The sequence below is a fragment of the Actinoplanes sp. NPDC051411 genome (genome assembly GCF_040682075.1).
In the GTDB taxonomy this organism is placed as follows: domain Bacteria; phylum Actinomycetota; class Actinomycetes; order Mycobacteriales; family Micromonosporaceae; genus Actinoplanes.
Map to the genome: position 1 here is coordinate 1 of NZ_JBFBAD010000097.1, position 14,150 is coordinate 14,150.

The 14,150-nt window shown below is 70.1% G+C and carries 14 protein-coding genes and 1 pseudogene; all 15 read right to left on the bottom strand.

Annotated elements, in window-relative coordinates; genetic code table 11:
* Positions 1 to 297: 297 nt before the first annotated feature.
* Complete coding sequence (locus AB0M88_RS38050) at positions 298 to 1,155, bottom strand: hypothetical protein (protein WP_364110694.1); 858 nt, start codon at positions 1,153 to 1,155, stop codon at positions 298 to 300.
* A gap of 141 nt (positions 1,156 to 1,296) precedes the next feature.
* The gene (locus tag AB0M88_RS38055) at positions 1,297 to 2,085 is read right to left on the bottom strand and encodes a hypothetical protein (RefSeq protein WP_364110695.1); all 789 of its coding nucleotides are present in this window, start codon (positions 2,083 to 2,085) and stop codon (positions 1,297 to 1,299) included.
* A gap of 203 nt (positions 2,086 to 2,288) precedes the next feature.
* Complete coding sequence (locus tag AB0M88_RS38060; protein WP_364110696.1) at positions 2,289 to 4,625, bottom strand: Helicase associated domain protein; 2,337 nt, start codon at positions 4,623 to 4,625, stop codon at positions 2,289 to 2,291.
* A gap of 96 nt (positions 4,626 to 4,721) precedes the next feature.
* Positions 4,722 to 5,294, bottom strand: a complete 573-nt coding sequence (locus tag AB0M88_RS38065) for an SAM-dependent methyltransferase (RefSeq protein ID WP_364110697.1) — start codon at positions 5,292 to 5,294, stop codon at positions 4,722 to 4,724.
* A pseudogene (locus AB0M88_RS38070) lies at positions 5,255 to 5,662 on the bottom strand (SAM-dependent methyltransferase); the annotation flags it as partial. The pseudogene AB0M88_RS38070 and the gene AB0M88_RS38065, both read right to left, overlap by 40 nt.
* Positions 5,659 to 6,366, bottom strand: a complete 708-nt coding sequence (locus AB0M88_RS38075; protein WP_364110698.1) for a hypothetical protein — start codon at positions 6,364 to 6,366, stop codon at positions 5,659 to 5,661. The pseudogene AB0M88_RS38070 and the gene AB0M88_RS38075, both read right to left, overlap by 4 nt.
* Positions 6,367 to 6,444: 78 nt before the next feature.
* On the bottom strand, positions 6,445 to 6,774 hold the full coding sequence (locus tag AB0M88_RS38080) for a helix-turn-helix domain-containing protein (RefSeq protein WP_364110699.1): 330 nt from the start codon (positions 6,772 to 6,774) through the stop codon (positions 6,445 to 6,447).
* Complete coding sequence (locus tag AB0M88_RS38085; protein WP_364110700.1) at positions 6,774 to 7,520, bottom strand: hypothetical protein; 747 nt, start codon at positions 7,518 to 7,520, stop codon at positions 6,774 to 6,776. Before AB0M88_RS38085 ends, AB0M88_RS38080 begins: the two co-directional genes overlap by 1 nt.
* Before the next feature lie 137 nt (positions 7,521 to 7,657).
* A complete protein-coding gene (locus AB0M88_RS38090; RefSeq protein WP_364110701.1) occupies positions 7,658 to 9,193 on the bottom strand; it encodes an ATP-binding cassette domain-containing protein in 1,536 nt (511 codons plus the stop codon).
* Entirely contained in the window at positions 9,190 to 10,188 is a 999-nt protein-coding gene (locus tag AB0M88_RS38095) for a branched-chain amino acid ABC transporter permease (RefSeq protein ID WP_364110702.1), read from the bottom strand. Before AB0M88_RS38095 ends, AB0M88_RS38090 begins: the two co-directional genes overlap by 4 nt.
* Positions 10,185 to 11,045, bottom strand: coding sequence for a branched-chain amino acid ABC transporter permease (locus AB0M88_RS38100; protein WP_364110703.1), 861 nt, complete (start codon positions 11,043 to 11,045; stop codon positions 10,185 to 10,187). Before AB0M88_RS38100 ends, AB0M88_RS38095 begins: the two co-directional genes overlap by 4 nt.
* 36 nt (positions 11,046 to 11,081) lie before the next feature.
* On the bottom strand, positions 11,082 to 11,891 hold the full coding sequence (locus tag AB0M88_RS38105) for a methyltransferase domain-containing protein (protein WP_364110704.1): 810 nt from the start codon (positions 11,889 to 11,891) through the stop codon (positions 11,082 to 11,084).
* Positions 11,892 to 11,903: 12 nt separating this feature from the next.
* Positions 11,904 to 13,085: an ABC transporter substrate-binding protein gene (locus tag AB0M88_RS38110; protein WP_364110705.1), complete on the bottom strand. Its 1,182-nt coding sequence runs from the start codon at positions 13,083 to 13,085 to the stop codon at positions 11,904 to 11,906.
* A gap of 25 nt (positions 13,086 to 13,110) precedes the next feature.
* Entirely contained in the window at positions 13,111 to 13,719 is a 609-nt protein-coding gene (locus AB0M88_RS38115) for an ATP/GTP-binding protein (protein ID WP_364110706.1), read from the bottom strand.
* Positions 13,716 to 14,150, bottom strand: coding sequence for a roadblock/LC7 domain-containing protein (locus AB0M88_RS38120; RefSeq protein WP_364110707.1), 435 nt, complete (start codon positions 14,148 to 14,150; stop codon positions 13,716 to 13,718). Before AB0M88_RS38120 ends, AB0M88_RS38115 begins: the two co-directional genes overlap by 4 nt.

Below are 14,150 nucleotides of genomic sequence, written 5' to 3' on the forward strand. Positions count from 1 at the left end.
GATCTTCGATTCATCACGCCGGATTCTGGGGTGCAAACCCCGGGGTTGGGTTTGCACCTCGGCATCCGGTGTGATTGCCCTTGGGCAGGCCGCCGGGATGACCCACCACCCCACCCGCAGGGTGGCGTGGTGCCGGTTCATCCTGGAGCCTGCCCCGCCGGCGAGGCGCCGCGGTCCAGCGGCGGCACGCTGGCCTCGGCCGGGAAGGCCATCGGGCCGCAGGTCCGATCCTGCGCCGTCGAAAGGTGCTCCCAGCTAGCCAGCCGCCGCCTCCTCGGCCCGCGCATGCAGCGGAGGTTAGGCCGCGGCGTTCAGGCTGCAGGTGACCAGGTGATGGTCGGAGTCAGGCACCCCTGCCGGTCCGGTGGTCGCTGGGTAGACGTGGTAACTGCCCGGGACGTACATGTCTCGGTTGTTGATCAGAATGAGGTCGATGGTTTCGCCGCGCCCGTCGTCGTCGACGACGGTGGGCGCGTAGGCGTTCTCGGCGGGGGTGCCGGTGGCGTAGGCGAGGTCAGGGATCGCGTGGAAGCCCATCTGTTGTAGGTGGGCGATTGGGGCGCTCGCGGGTATCCACACGTCGTTGACCTGGACGGCTTTGTGGGATCGCAGGCGTGGGCTGGCGCGTTCCCAGTTGCGTGCGGGGTATCGGTCGCCAGGCGGTGAGCAGTTGAGGTCGCCGAGGATGACCGTGTTTTGGTGGTAGCTGCTGCCGTAGCGGTCGAGCAACCGTGCGCGCTCCAGCCGTAGTTCCGGTGAGCTGGGATGCAGGTGCTCGAGAAGAACGGTGAACCGGTCGCGGGTGTTGCGGACCTCGATTTCGGCGAGTCCGCGCGCGTCGGGGAAGTCCGGCCGGCTGTGGCCGTCACTCCAGCGGGCCAGGCGGAGGACGGTGGTGTCGAGGAAGAACGCGGGCGCGATGGGGCCGCGGTCGCTCCAGCTCAGCGTCCCGACATAGGGTCGGCCGTACGCGTTCGACAGCACGGCGGCGGCGTCCAGCAGGCCGGCATAGCCGTAGTCGTCGTACTGCTTGGCCTCGCACAGCCCAAAATAGGCGGGCGGCGTACGCAGTTGGGCGGCGATGCGTTCGAGCCGGTCGAAGCCGTAGCGGCCGGGCGCGAGCATCGCCCCGCCTTTGAGGTTCAGCAAGGACATCGTCACATGTGATGGCTGGTCTTCTCGGACAGCGATGCCGAAGGCTTCCGGCTGTATGCCAGCGGTCATTGTCGACTCCTGTTAGATAGCCGAATGTGAGTTTCGGGCGGCTGGCTATGAGGTCTGTTTGTAGGCGCCAGATCAGGTGGGTAATGACCGGCGGTATTCAAGCCATCGGCGGGTCGCCGCGCGCAGCGTTTCCCCGACGGGTGAGCGGCGGGGTATGCGGGCCTGGGCGGTGGCGAAGAGACTGACCGCTGTTGCCGGTGCGTGCTGCCACGCCGGGATCCGGGCCACGATGTCTTCGGCCGCTGCAGGTGGGTGGCCGGCGGCGATCAGCCGGATGACCCAGAAGGCAGGGTCGAGCCAGGCGGCACCCCGGGTCGCGGCGGCCCAACCTACCAGGCGCGCCTTGCCATCGATGATGATGACGTTGGCGGGCGCGAGGTCGGTGTGCAGCAGAGTGGAGCCGGCGAAGTAGGACAGGTCGGGATCGTTGATCAGTTGCTGCAGGCGCAGCGGCGCCTCGTACAGGTCGACGGTGCTCGGACAGGGCACGCGGGCGACCCGGGTCAAGAGTTCCGCCACGGCGGGCAGGTCTTCGGAACCGGGTGCGTAGTTCGCGGGCCTGCCGTTGAGGGCTTCGAAGATCAGGATGTCCCAGTCGCGCTGGAGGTGAGCGATCAGCGCAGCTCCGATCGGCAGCAGGTAGGGGGCGAGGCCGGCCTCGCGTAGTTGCCTGGACGCGTCGTGGCCGGCGGGCACCGCCTTGACGAAGAATCGGCCTTTGCGGGTGTGCGCCAGCGCGGTCATGGCGACGCCGGGCCCGGTGTCGACCGGGGACACGGTGTCGATCGGGCCGATCGCAGCGGTGATCGCGTCCCGGATCGGGACCGGCAGATCTCCGTAAGAGGGTCGCGCGTTCGGCATGGTTCAACCTCCTCTAGAGCGAAGTCAGGTTGCACGGCGGGGTGGCGAGAAGGATCAGCGGTTGAGTCGACGGCTAGCACGGCGGCCGTGCCCAGGGGAACCGAAAGCGGCAAGTGGCGCGGTGAGTGCCCGGCGTTGAGCGGTCTCGGTTGACCGGTGTTGGTGGCGGTGTGGTCGGGGCGCGGACGCGCATCGGCTGGTGGTCACGTTGTCGATGTCCGGCGTCGAACCGCATCGGGTTCGGGCTGCTCGTCGAAGCCGATGGCTTGCAGGGCGGCTAGTTTGTCGGGGGCGACGGTGCCGGCGCGGGCGAGCCGGCGGTGCCGACTCACCCAGGTATAGAGTGCTACGTCGGCCTCTCGGTGGTCGGTGGGGACGCGGAGGTGTCCTTCGCGTTGGTAGAAAGCGGTGGCGGCGGCGAGGTTTCGGGCCCATCCGGATTTCATGGGTTCCCAGACGATGCCGAGTTCTTCGAGCTTGTCGCGGCGGTCGGCGGTGAGGGTGCCGGCCCGGTTGGTGTTGCGTTGAGTGCAGAGCCAGCTGTTGAGGTCGATACCGTCTTCGATGTGGCCTTCGGGCACGTTGAGGTGTCCGTGGCGGGTGTGGAAGGCGCGGGCGGCGGCCATCGCACGGTCCCAGGCCGTAGCGAGTGGGTCCCAGATGAAACCGATTTCGTCGAGCAAGCCGATACGTTCGGCGCTGAGCCGCCCTGCGGCACGTTCCGCGCGCAGGTAGCCGATCCAGTTGTAAAGTTTGACGCCGTTCTCGTCGTGCCGGTTGGGTACGCGTAGGTGTCCTTCGCGGGCGTGGAAGGCACGGGCCGCGGCGAGGGGTGTCTCCCAGGCGGTGTCCAGCGGTTCCCAGTCGATGCCAAGTTCGTCGAGGGCGGCGATCTGGTCGTCGGTGAGCCGGCCGAGGCGGAAGTCTTTGCGCCGGTTGTTCAGCCAGTTTTTGAGGAGGAATCCGCCTGCGCGATGGTTGCGGGGGATGCGCAGGTGTCCGTGTTCGCCGTGGAAGTCGCGCAGGGCGGCGTAGCCGGCTAGCCAGTCGGAGGTGGTGTTCTCCAGCAGTCTGATGGTGATGTGGCGTAGCAGGTCAGCGGTGGCGTATCCGTCGGGTAGCCGCAGCACGATGCGGTGGGGCAGCCTGGCCGTGCCGGTGGCGGCGTGGGGTCGCTGGGTGTCAAGGTCGGCGGCGAGGCGGCTGTCGTGGGCGCGTAGCGCCCGGACGACTTGCCAGATGGTTTCCCATTCGTTGAGGTCGGCCGGCATGTCGTCGGGGTCGTCGGCGAGTAGGACGGGGACCAGGATCGTGGCGATCCCGGTTCCGGAGGGGTTGCGGCGCAGGGCCCGGCCGACGGCTTGCGCGACGTCGATCTCGGACTTTTTCGGGTGGGTGAAGACCACGGCGTCGACGGCGGGCACGTCGACGCCTTCGGCCAGGCAGCGGGCGTTGGATACGACGGTCCATCCGTCGTTCGGTGGGTCGGCGAGCAGGGCGAGGTGGCGTTCGCGTTGGGTGATGGGTTGGTCGCCGTCGACGTGCAACGCGGTCAGGTGCCGCTTGGGTTGGTGCTCGGCGGGTAGTTGGTCGAGGGTGCGTTGCAGGGTGCGGGTGAATTCGCGTGAGTCGGCGATGGTGCGGGTGAAGGCCAGGACCCGGCGCAGGTCGAATTCGGTGACGGCTTGGGCGAGGGCCGTCTGGACGACCGCGGTGTGCAGAGGCGTTTGGTGGCCGTCGACCAGGCCGGCGGGGTCGGCGTTTCGCAGGATCTTGAGGACGTCGGCGCGGGTGACGCCGACGACGGCGACCCGGAAGTCGTCGAGCCAGGCGTCGTCGATGGCTTGTTGGAACGGGTAGTTGTGCAGGACCGGGCCGAACACGGCCGGGTCGTCCATCGAGATGAGCTGGTCGGTCTTCGGGGGTCGGCCGCGGCGGCGATGGGGTGCGCTGAGGACGCGTGGTGTTGCCGTCATGTAGAGCCGGCGGTGGGCGGGGAAGACGGCGTCGTCGTGCACTTTGGCCCAGTGTTTGTCCACGCGGCCGGCGGTGTGGTGCGCCTCGTCGACGATCAGCAGGTCCGCGGCGGTATCGAGCGCGGTGAGGGCGTGCCCGGCGATGTCGGCCGAGGTGTGGGTGGTCAACAGAAGCCGCAGCCGCCCGACCGGCTGACGTTGCAGCCAGTCGATGATCCGCTGCTCGTTGGTGGTTACCGGGCATGCGAGATCGGTTGCCCTGATAGCGGTGTCGGCCACGGTGTCGTCGCCGCAGGCGGCCAGGGCGTGCTGGGCGATCCCGGCGGTGGCCCATAGGCGCAGGGTCTGCGCGATCAGAGCGAGGGTGGGGCAGGTCACCGCGACCAGCCCGGACGGGCACAACCGCATCGCGGCGTACACGGCGGTCAGCGTCTTACCCGTCCCGCACGCGGCTAGCGACTGACCGCGCCCTCCAACAGCCAAGCCCGCTGCGACCGCCTCGACGGCCTCGCGCTGGTAATAACGCGGATCAGGCAATGCGAACGTCGGAATCGTCTCGGTCAACAACTTCCTCCCGAATCAAGGAATCGGCCAGGGACAGGTCGCCCCCGGCACTGTTGTGGTGCCGGGAACTTGGCGGCTGCTGGCGGGCGGTGGTGCCTAGTCGGCAGGCGTCTGGCCGCCGGTGTAGGGGTGTGGGGTGCGGCGCGCGATGGTGGCCAGCAGGCTCGGCGGGCAGAGCGGCCCGTCGTCGTCGGGCTCGGGAAGCCATCGGTCGGGGTTGGTCACCCCGGGCGGGAGCGGTGTCCAGCTGGCGCCGAGTACCGCGGTGATCTGGTTCGTGGTGCGCGGCGTGATCGGGGTCGGGGTGCGCTCGTAGAGCCGCAGAGCGTCGTTCTGCTGGTCGCGGCGGCCGGGTGTCGTCTCGGGGGCGACGTGCGTAAGGGCCAGGTAACTGCCGTCGACCAGCTCGCCCGCGATCCGGCCCAGGATCGCGGTCGCTTGGGCGTCGTCGGGCAGATGGTCGAGGACGGCGGTCGCGAGCACGGCGACCGGCTCGCCGAGGTCGAGGTGCTCGGCCAGCTGCGGCAGGTAGCTGTCGGGCTGACGCAGGTCACCGCGGACTGCCCACGCCTTGGGGTGCCGCGCAGGTGGTAGGCGGTGTGTTCGACCGCGACCGGGTCGATGTCGACGTACAGCACCCGCCCGGTGGGGTCGGCGTCGTGGACCCATTCATCAACGGTGCCGCTCTCCAGAGGCATACCGGCGCCCAGATCCACGAACTGGCGGATCCCCGCGTCGAGGAAGCGGGCGACGGCCCGGTAGACGAAGGCCCGGTTCGCCCAGTAGGCCGCCTTCGCCGCCGGGTACGCCTGCATGATGGCTGCCCACAGGCCACGGTCGGGACCGAAGTTGAGGCAGCCGCCCAGGGCGTAGTCGTAAACCCGGGCGGTGACGGGCACAACGATGTCGACACCGGCCGGCACCCACCCGTCATCGATGTAGCCAGGCTTGGCCGTCCGAATCACCGCCGGATCAGGCCATGGCAGGCTGTTGCGGCTGCTGTGGGTGCGCCGGGCCAGCTTCTCGGGCAGGCTCACCGCGGTGTCCTACTGTCGCTGGTCGGGCCGACCGACGGCCGGGCCGCTCCCGCGCCCACGGCGGCCGGCGCGGCAGCGGAGTCCAAGACCTCTCCGGCAGGGCGCATTCGCGCCAGCACGTACAAGGGCGGGGCGGTCACCATTGGGCTGATGGGTTCGCCGAGGGTGTGGTAGCCCGCGTTGCGGGCCAGCCCGAGCAGCGTGTCCGGCGCGAGAAGGTACGTGTCGGCTGGTGGGGTGTGGACTTGGTGGTGCCAGTCGTCGATGAGGGCGGCGCCGATGCCTCGGCGATGCCGGCCCGGCCGTACGCCGATCGCGATCAGGTGATGGTGGGGCCGAGCGGGATGTCGATAGGCGAGCTGCGCTTGGAGCAGACGGCTGCGCTGCGCGTCACCGTCCGTGTCCGCCAGAACCGCGGCCGGGTCGGGCCGGGCGGCGCCGCTGGCGTGGTCACAGGTGGTCCACACGAGGGCCCCGGTGATCTGGCCGCCGCCGTCGTCGGCAACGCGTACTCGCCGCGCGGTGATCTGCCGGGTGACGATGCCGTCCAGGCGGGTCTGTAGATGGCGGCCGCGCGCGTCCGGTGCGGGCACCATCCACCGTGCCAGGCTGGTGGTGGTTATCGCGGCGGCCAGGACATCGACGACTGCGGCGGCGTCCCACGTTCCAGCGTCACGCAGGTGCAGGTGGAAATCGGCAGGCATGGATGATCTTTCAGTGGAAGACGGTGCACGGATCGAGTACTGCGCAGCCAGGGCGCCGGTGACGCCGTTGGCTAGGGCTCAGGGCGTGGAGGGTGCCAGGTCAGCGTCGGTCTCCAGGTCGACGGCGTTGTCCAGGTCGAGTCGGCCGCGGCGGGAGCGTCGCTTCACGTTGGCCTCTTGCAGGAGGCGGTAAACCAGGCTGTAGGAGCGGCCTACCTCTCCGGCGATCGTGCGGATGGACGCACCTGTCGCGCATCGCTGGGCGACGGCGCGGCGCAGTACCCGGCGCTGGTCGCCCGTGGGCCGTGATCCTGCTTGCGGGGACGCCGAGTCGTCTTGCGGTGCGGTGTCGTGCGTTGTCGAGGTGTCGTTCACGGTCGTGTCCTCGCGGTTCGTGGTTGTGGGCATCAGGGCCGCTCGCCAACACCACGGCCGGTGCGGGCCCAGGCCAGGTCACGGGGAATCGGCGGGAGACCGCGAAGGATCTCGTGCCAATCGGTTCGACGCTGCGCGGTTGTGGTGGACGGCGGCTGGCCGGTGGGATGGCGTCGGCAGATCGGCGGGTGGACGTCCTGCACGGCGGTAAGGCGACCGGCGAGCTCGGCGAGTCCGGCATCGGTGTCGGGCATCAGGTCGGGATGGGCGCGCAGAGTGCGCAGCGCGGCGCGGTTCTGCCCGCAGCCGGTGAGGATCACGGCGTAGCTGCACAGCAGCCGGGTACCTTCGCCCGCCAGTGCGGGGTGGCCGTGCCACCAGATCAGGGCCTGCCGGATCTCGGCGTCGGCCTGCTCGCATTGGCTGATGGCATGGCGGGCCTCGGCGTGATCGCGATGCGCGGCAAGCAGGTCCTCAGGCGGCCCGCAGAGTTGGGCGACGGCGAGGCGGTGCCGGTGCAGGCGGTAGGCGTCGAGCACGCGTCCGCTTTCGCTGAGCGCGAGCGCATAGAGCAGGGTGGCCTGCCGGGTGGTCGGGTCGTAGGGACCGTGCAGCCGGTAGCTACCGAGGTGGGCATAGCGCGCCCACGCCAGCCGCATGCGCGCGTCGGGCACGGTCTGGCTGTGCCGCAGCGCGGCGCGGATGATCGGCGGATGTACGGGTGCAGTGGCCGGGTCCAGGCCATCGAGCAGGGCGACTGCTCCGGCGATCGGTGCCACCGGCGGAGTGGCCAGGGTTGGCACGCACGGTCCCGGTTGCGGGGTCGGCTCGATGGTGCGAGCTCGCCGGCGTGTGCGGTACGTGGGCTGCGAGAACGGGTGGGGACGGAGCCGGCGAGGGCTCTGGTCGGCGTTAGTCATCGCGGTGTCGGGGACCCTTCGCCAGTGCGGAATGGTTCGCCTTGGGCGGTGTCGTGGTGCGGGCTCTCGGCGTCGGTGACGCCCAGGTGGCGGTGCAGCCGCCGCAGCTGGGCGGGATCGTCGAGGTTGGCGGCGGCGTGGGTGTCGGTGATCCGGCCGTCGGCCAGGACGCTGACTCGGTGGGCGACGGCGAGGGCGAAGCCGAGGTTCTGCTCGGCGAGCAGCACGGTTTGCCCGCGGGCCGCGAGCCGGGCGATCACGTCTTGCAGGTGGGTGATCAGGGCGGGGGCGAGTCCTTCGGTGGGCTCGTCGAGCAGCAGCAGCTGCGGGCCGGCCAGCAGTGCCCGGGCCAGGGCGAGGAACTGCTGCTGGCCGCCGGAGAGCTGGGTCGGGGGCCGGTTCATCGTCTCGCGCAGCGCGGGCATCAGCTCGAGGACGGCGTCGATGTCCCACGGCACGCCGGCTGGGCTCCGGCGCCGGGCGGCCAGCCGTAGGTGCTCGGCCGTAGACAGCTGGGCGAACAGGCGCCGCCCTTGCGGCACGATGGCCACCGCAGGCCGGCCCGCCGGGCGGCGGCCCTGTCGGAGGTCGGTGCCTTCGATGCGGATCCGGCCGCCCCGGGCGGGATGCAGCCCGGCAAGGGTGTTGAGCAGCGTAGTTTTGCCGGAGCCGTTGCGGCCGAGGACGGCATGCACGACACCGCGACGTAGGTCGAGGTTGACGCCGTGCAGGACATCGGCGCCGTGGTAGCCGGTGCGTAGCCCACGGACCTGGACCATCACGGGCTGACGCTTGCGCTTGACCGTGAGCGGGCCGTCGGAAGCGGTGGTGGGTGCGTTGAGGTAGGCGGCCTGGACCTGCGGGTCGGCTTGGATTGCGGCTCGGGCGCCGGTGGCGAGGTGTGCGCCGTGGTGCAGGACGGTGACCGTGTCGGCGACGGTCCAGACCAGCGGGAGGTGGTGGTCGACCAGCACGACCGTTGTCTCGACCGGCAGGGCGGTTAGCAGAGTGGTGAGCTGCTCGATGCCGGCCGGGTCGAGTCCGGCGGAGGGTTCGTCGAGCAGCAGCAGTCGCGGCCGGCTTGCGAGGGCCATGCCGAGCTCGAGCAGGCGCCGCCGCCCGTACGGCAGTTGCCCGGCCAGTAGTCGGCTGTCGGTGGTCAAGCCGACCATGGCGAGCGCCTCGGCGACAGCGGCCGCCCGGGCGGCCCGGCGCATGGCGGGCAGAGCGAGGTGCATGTTGTCGGCGACGGTCAGGCCCGCAATCGTGCCGGGGTGCTGGAAGGTGCGGGCGATTCCATGGCGTGCCCGGCGATCAGGCGCGTGGCGGGTGATGTCACGGGCGCCGAGGAGGATGCGGCCGCCGGCGGCCGGCCGGCTGCCGGCGATGACGTGCAGCAGGGTGGATTTCCCGGCGCCGTTGGGGCCGATGATCGCGTGCCGGGCGCCGGCCTCGAGGGTGAGGGTGAGCGGCTGCACGGCGGTGACGGCCCCGTACCGGGCGCTCACGTCATGTAGTTCGAGGCTGGTCACGAGCGGTGTCCTGCGGTGTACCGGCCGCGCAGGCGGATCAGCGCGGTGATGGCTGACCGGCGGTAGGCGACGAGGAGGAACAGGACGCCGAGCAGCAGCGGGGTGAGGCCACCGCTGCTGATGCCGACAGCATCACGGACGACGATGATCGCGATCGCACCGAGCGCGGCACCCAGCGGGCTGCGGGCTCCGATGGTCGCCGCGAGCAGGGCCAGCGAGGCGGCGTCGAAGTTCATATCCGACGGCGAGACATACCGGTTGACCGCGATCAGCAGGGCACCGCCGGCGCCGGCCAGCGCAGCGGCCACGATGTAGGCGGCGGCCAGCCGGAGGGTGGTGCGGTGCCCGAGCGCGGTCATCCGCGCCTCCTGGCCGCCGATCCCTCGCACGATCAGCATCAGCCGCGAACGCAGCAGCACTGCGACTGCGGCGCCCGCCAGGGCGGTGACGCCCAGCACGTACCAGTAAATGAACCCGGGAGCGGCCAGCGCGTGCCCGCCGGGCCACAGCGTGAGGGCGGAGGTGCTGATGCCCTCGTCGCCGCCGGTCAGGGTGCGCCACTGCGAGGCCGCCGTCGTGGCGAGGGATTGCACGGCGAGGGTGGCCATGAGGAACGCGGTGCCTCGCGTACGGAGCACGATCGGCGCGGTGAGCGCTCCGGCGATCGCCGCGACGACGATGGCGGCGGCGAGTTGCTCGACGGCGAGGGTGTGGCCCGCTCGGGAGAGCAGGGCCGCGGTGTAGGCGCCGATCCCGAAGTAGGCGGCCTGCCCGAAGGCGGGCAGACCGGCGGGGCCGACCAGCAGCTGTGTGCTGACCGCCAGGACGGCGAACACGAGCGCGGTCGCCGCTACCGTTACCGCGTACGGGCCGGCCACGGCGGGCCACGCCAGCGCCGCCAGTCCGGCTGCGGCCGCACCCGAACGTTTGAGCAGCACGCGCCGGCGCGCGGTCGGACTGATGGTGGGGACGGTGTCGGTGAGCGCTGCTGTCATGCCTGGCTCACCACCGAGGTCCGGCCACCGCGGACGACCAGCACGATCAGGACGGCGGCGAACAGGAGGAACGGAGCGACCGCGGGCACGGTGACGGTGAGTGCCTGCACCTCACCGACCAGCACGGCGGCGGCCAGGGTGTGCGGGATGGACCCGGCGCCGCCGAGCACGACGACGATCAGGGACAACATCAGCACGTTCGTGTCGACGCCGGACGCGGGTCCGAGCAGCGGTGCCCCGAGCACCCCGCCTACTGCGGCCAGGGCACCGCCGGAGGCGAGCGCGAGGGTCCGGACTCGGCCGGTGCGGATTCCCGATACCGCGGCCATGGCCGGGTCGGACACCGTGGCGCGTAGCACGATCCCGGCCGGGCTTCGCCGCACAAGTAGGTGCAGGCTGGCGGCGATCAGGGCGGCGACGGCGATGAACAGCAGCCGGTAGACCGGGTAGCTGTGTCCGGCGATGCTGACACTGCCGGCCAGCACGCTGGGCGGGTCGGCCGAGCGGGGCGCGGCGCCGAACCCGGCGGTGAACGCCCAGGAGGCGATGAGCGCGATCCCCAATGTCAGCAGCGCCTGCTCCAGGTGTCCGCCATCGTGCACCGGTCGCAGCATCCCGGCCAGAACGCCGCCGCCGAACGCGCCCGCCAAGATTCCGGCGAGCACGGCGAGTAGGAACCCCGCGAGGGTGCCGCCGCTGAGGGTGGCGGCGAGGTAGGCGCCGACGAGGTAGAGGCTGCCGTGGGCCAGGTTGAGCACATCCATGACGCCAAAGACCAGCGCGAGGCCGGCGCCGACAATGACCAGCAGGGACGCGTAGGCCAGCCCGTCGAGCCCGTTGACCAGGACGGTCGCCACGGCAGCCTCCTTTCCTTATTGTGTGGCGGGCGGTCGTCAGCGGGGACGGCGGCCGACGGCGGTATACATCGGGTACGTGTAGCCGATGACCTGCGGGTCTTCCATGCCCGCGCGCAGCACGTCGAGCTGCCGCTTGGTGACCCCGGCGTCGAGCAGCGGCTCTTGCAGCTGCCGGCTGTTGCAGGCGTGCAGCTGCATCCCGGGCTGCCCGCCGTACCAGAGCTTGTTGTAGACCAGCGCGCCCAGGTCGGTCAGTCCTTGCGCGGCGAACACGGCCGGGATCCGCCGAGCCCACGCCGGATCCATGCCCCGCCGTTCGCCGAGGGTGATGAGCCCGTGCTGGAAGGCCAGGAATGCCTCGCGCAGCTCATCGTCTCCGGTCAGCAGCATCTCGTCGAGGTGGGTGCAGTCCCAGTCGGACACGACGATCAGACCGCCGGGCTTGAGCGCGGCGATCGCCCGGCGCAGCAGCTGTTCACGCTCGGGCAGGTGCATGAACAGCAGCCGGGCGTGGATCAGATCGAACACGTTCTCGCCGAGGTCGGCGGTCATGACGTCGGCTTGGCGGATCTCGAGCCCTTCGCGCTGCTCGATATAGCGGGGGTCCTGGTCGATCGCGACGACGTGCTCGACGGCAAACAGCGGGCGCCCGAGCATCGTGGGGACGCTGCCGCCGCCCGAGCCGAGGTCGAGACACTGCCAGCGCGTGTCGATGTCGAGGTCGTACAGGACTAGCTCGGTGTGCACGTCGAGGATGGCGGCGAGCAGTTCTACTTGCCGTTCGGCGTCCTCGTTCGCGTTGTCGAACAGGTAATTGCTCACGGTGGAGTCGTTGGGGGTGGGCATGGGTGAGTGCTCCTAGTTGGTGAGGGTGGTCAGGGTCTGCTGCACGACGTTGGCCTCGGTGCGGCCGTCGGGCTGCACCCGGCGCAGGTAGTACGCCTGATTCGGGGAGTGCTGGCCGCCGAAGCGCCAGTCGCCGCGAGGGCTGGAGATGGTGCCGAGCTTGCCGATCGCGGTGTTGATGGCCGGGCTGTTCGGGGTGCTGCCGGCGGTGGCGATGGCCTGGTCGAGGACCAGCGCGGCGTCCCACCCGGACACCGCGTAGATGTTCGGGGCGGTGCCGTATTTGCGCTGGTAGAGGGTGACGAAGTCGCGGTTGGCGGGGTTGTCGAGGTTCGGGGCGTAGTTCAGCACCGTGTAAACCCCGTCAGCGGCGGCACCTTGGGCGCCGAGCACGCCGCCTTCGGTGAGGAACCCGGAGGCGTAGAGCGGGATGCCGAGGTTGGCCTGCTTGTATTGCTTGACGAAGTCGACCGCGGCGGTGCCGGCGTAGAAGGTGAAGACCGCTTTCGCGCCGGAGTCTTTGATCTGGGTCAGGTAGGGCAGGTAGTTCGTCGTGGTCGGCCACGGCGTCCAGGTGGTTTTGCCGCTCGGGTTGGCCAGCTTCCCGCCGGCTTTGGTGTAGGCGTCGGTGAAGCCGTTGACGTTGTCCCAGCCGCCTTGGTAGTCCGGGCCGATGGTGTAGACCGTGCCGTGGACGGTCTGCTGGAGGTAGGGAGCGATGGCTTTGCCGAGCTCGTTGGACAGCCAGCTGGTGTTCCACACGTAGGACACGTCTTTGATGACCGAGGCCCGGCCGCCGGCGCCGATGAACGGCACCTTGCGATGCCCGGCCAGGTCGGCGACCGCGGCGTTGGCTTCGCCGCTGGCGGTGCCGACCAGCACCATCGAGTGGTCGGCGTCGAGGAGCTTCTTCGCCGCGGTCAGCGCGGTGGCCGCGCTGGTCCCTTCGTCGCCGGTGCTGGTCTTGACCGGGTGGCCGCCGATTTTTCCGCCGTGCTGGTCGAGGTAGAGCTGCCAGCCCTTGCTCTGGTCGTCGCCGATGGTCTTGTAGGGGCCGGACTGGGGCCAGATCAAGCCGATGGTGAGCGTGTCGCTGCCCGAGCCGCTGCCACCATTGAGGGCGGCGCCGGAACAGGCGGCCAGCATCAGCAGGGCGACGGCGAGGCCGCCTGCCGCGAGTCGTCTGAGGTGCATGAGGGGTTTCCTTCCGGGTGAGGGCTCACGCTGAAACCGGATGAATGCGGGTGGTCCGATACCGGCTGATGGCGTGCTGGATGAGCTGGACTAGGACGTCGCGGACCTGTCCTCGTTCGCGGGCGTCGCAGGCCAGGACCGGCACGGCGTCCGGCACGGTGAGCGCGTCGCGTAGTTCGGCGTCGGTGACCGGCCCGGCGTGGGGGAAGGCGTTGACGGCTACGGCGTACGGGATGTGGAGCTGGTCGAAGAAGTCGATGGCCGGGTAGGCGTCGGCGAGCCGGCGGGTGTCGGCAAGCACGACCGCGGCGACGCTGCCGGCCGCGACAGCGGGCCACATGAACCAGAACCGGTGCTGCCCGGGCATGCCGTACAGGTAGAGCACCAGCCGGTCATCGGCCCGGTCGTCGATCGTGATGCGCCCGAAGTCCATCGCCACCGTCGTGGTGACCTTGCCGTTCAGGCCTTCTGTGACGTCGAGGCCGGCGGAGGCTTCGGTGAGTTCGCCCTCGGTGCGCAGCGGCGGCACCTCGGACACCGCGCCGATGAAGGTGGTCTTACCGACCCCGAACCCACCGGCCACAATGATCTTCGCGGCCCGGTAGCGGGTCTGAGCGCCTAGTGTCCGGGTCATGCGGGCAGGCGGGCGCCCGGGTCGAGGACCGGGCCGATCGCTTCACCCAGACGCATCAGCTGGTCGTCGATCAACGCGAGGTCGGCGTCGTGGGTTGCCAGCACGATCAGCACCACGTGCGGGTGAGGTTTCTGGACCAGGACCCAGCCGCTGCCGAGGTTGGTGATGACGCGTTCCACGCCGCCGGCACTCATCAGCTCAGACATGCCCTGGGCCAGCGACATCTGCCCGACCGCGGCGGCGGCGAGCTGGTCGCGGACATCGGGATTGATGTGCTGGCTAGCCGCCATCGGGATCCCGTCGACCGAGATCGCGATGGCGTGTGCGATGTCGCGGTCGCTGTCGCAGAACCGGTCGAGGAGGAACCCTAGGCGCTCGCGTTGCTCACTCGAGGGCTGTGGAACAGAGATCGGGTTGGTGAAGACCGTCAT

Bases quoted from the DNA above. Each gene is read 5' to 3' on its own strand.
- AB0M88_RS38050 (WP_364110694.1), bottom strand. From the start codon at position 1,155: ATGTCCTTGCTGAACCTCAAAGGCGGGGCGATGCTCGCGCCCGGCCGC.
- AB0M88_RS38055 (WP_364110695.1), bottom strand. From the start codon at position 2,085: ATGCCGAACGCGCGACCCTCTTACGGAGATCTGCCGGTCCCGATCCGG.
- AB0M88_RS38065 (WP_364110697.1), bottom strand. From the start codon at position 5,294: ATGGGTCCACGACGCCGACCCCACCGGGCGGGTGCTGTACGTCGACAT.
- AB0M88_RS38075 (WP_364110698.1), bottom strand. From the start codon at position 6,366: ATGCCTGCCGATTTCCACCTGCACCTGCGTGACGCTGGAACGTGGGAC.
- AB0M88_RS38080 (WP_364110699.1), bottom strand. From the start codon at position 6,774: ATGCCCACAACCACGAACCGCGAGGACACGACCGTGAACGACACCTCG.
- AB0M88_RS38095 (WP_364110702.1), bottom strand. From the start codon at position 10,188: ATGACAGCAGCGCTCACCGACACCGTCCCCACCATCAGTCCGACCGCG.
- AB0M88_RS38105 (WP_364110704.1), bottom strand. From the start codon at position 11,891: ATGCCCACCCCCAACGACTCCACCGTGAGCAATTACCTGTTCGACAAC.
- AB0M88_RS38110 (WP_364110705.1), bottom strand. From the start codon at position 13,085: ATGCACCTCAGACGACTCGCGGCAGGCGGCCTCGCCGTCGCCCTGCTG.
- AB0M88_RS38115 (WP_364110706.1), bottom strand. From the start codon at position 13,719: ATGACCCGGACACTAGGCGCTCAGACCCGCTACCGGGCCGCGAAGATC.
- AB0M88_RS38120 (WP_364110707.1), bottom strand. From the start codon at position 14,150: ATGACGGTCTTCACCAACCCGATCTCTGTTCCACAGCCCTCGAGTGAG.